1 pseudogene is annotated in these 344 nt (G+C 32.6%); it reads right to left on the reverse strand.

Features of this window, described 5'->3' with window-relative positions:
- Window positions 1-63: 63 nt before the first annotated feature.
- Window positions 64-344: pseudogene (locus tag JKP73_RS22250) on the reverse strand (amino acid permease); the annotation flags it as partial.

Below are 344 nucleotides of genomic sequence, written 5' to 3' on the forward strand. Positions count from 1 at the left end.
AAATTAGAAAGCCCATTTGGGAAGAACTCGAAGCCTTTGGTGATATTAGTTACACTTACAGTATCAGTTCCTATGATAATGACTAAAAATGAGGATTATTGCCGTTAAAATCAAACCAATAATCGCCACAATTTTAATCATCCCAAACCAAAATTCGGTTTCTCCAAAAAATTTTGGATTTAAAGTATTCAATAAAGTTAGAAGAACTAATACAAAGACTTCTGTCATCCAAATTGGTAAATCCGGCAACCAAAAATTAATATAAGTCCCAATAGCAATTAGCTCAGCCATAGCTACAAAAACAACAACCAGTAAATAAGACCACTGAATAAAGTAACCAGGTT

This window comes from Virgibacillus salexigens (assembly GCF_014905415.1).
In the GTDB taxonomy this organism is placed as follows: Bacteria; Bacillota; Bacilli; order Bacillales; family Amphibacillaceae; genus Virgibacillus; species Virgibacillus salexigens.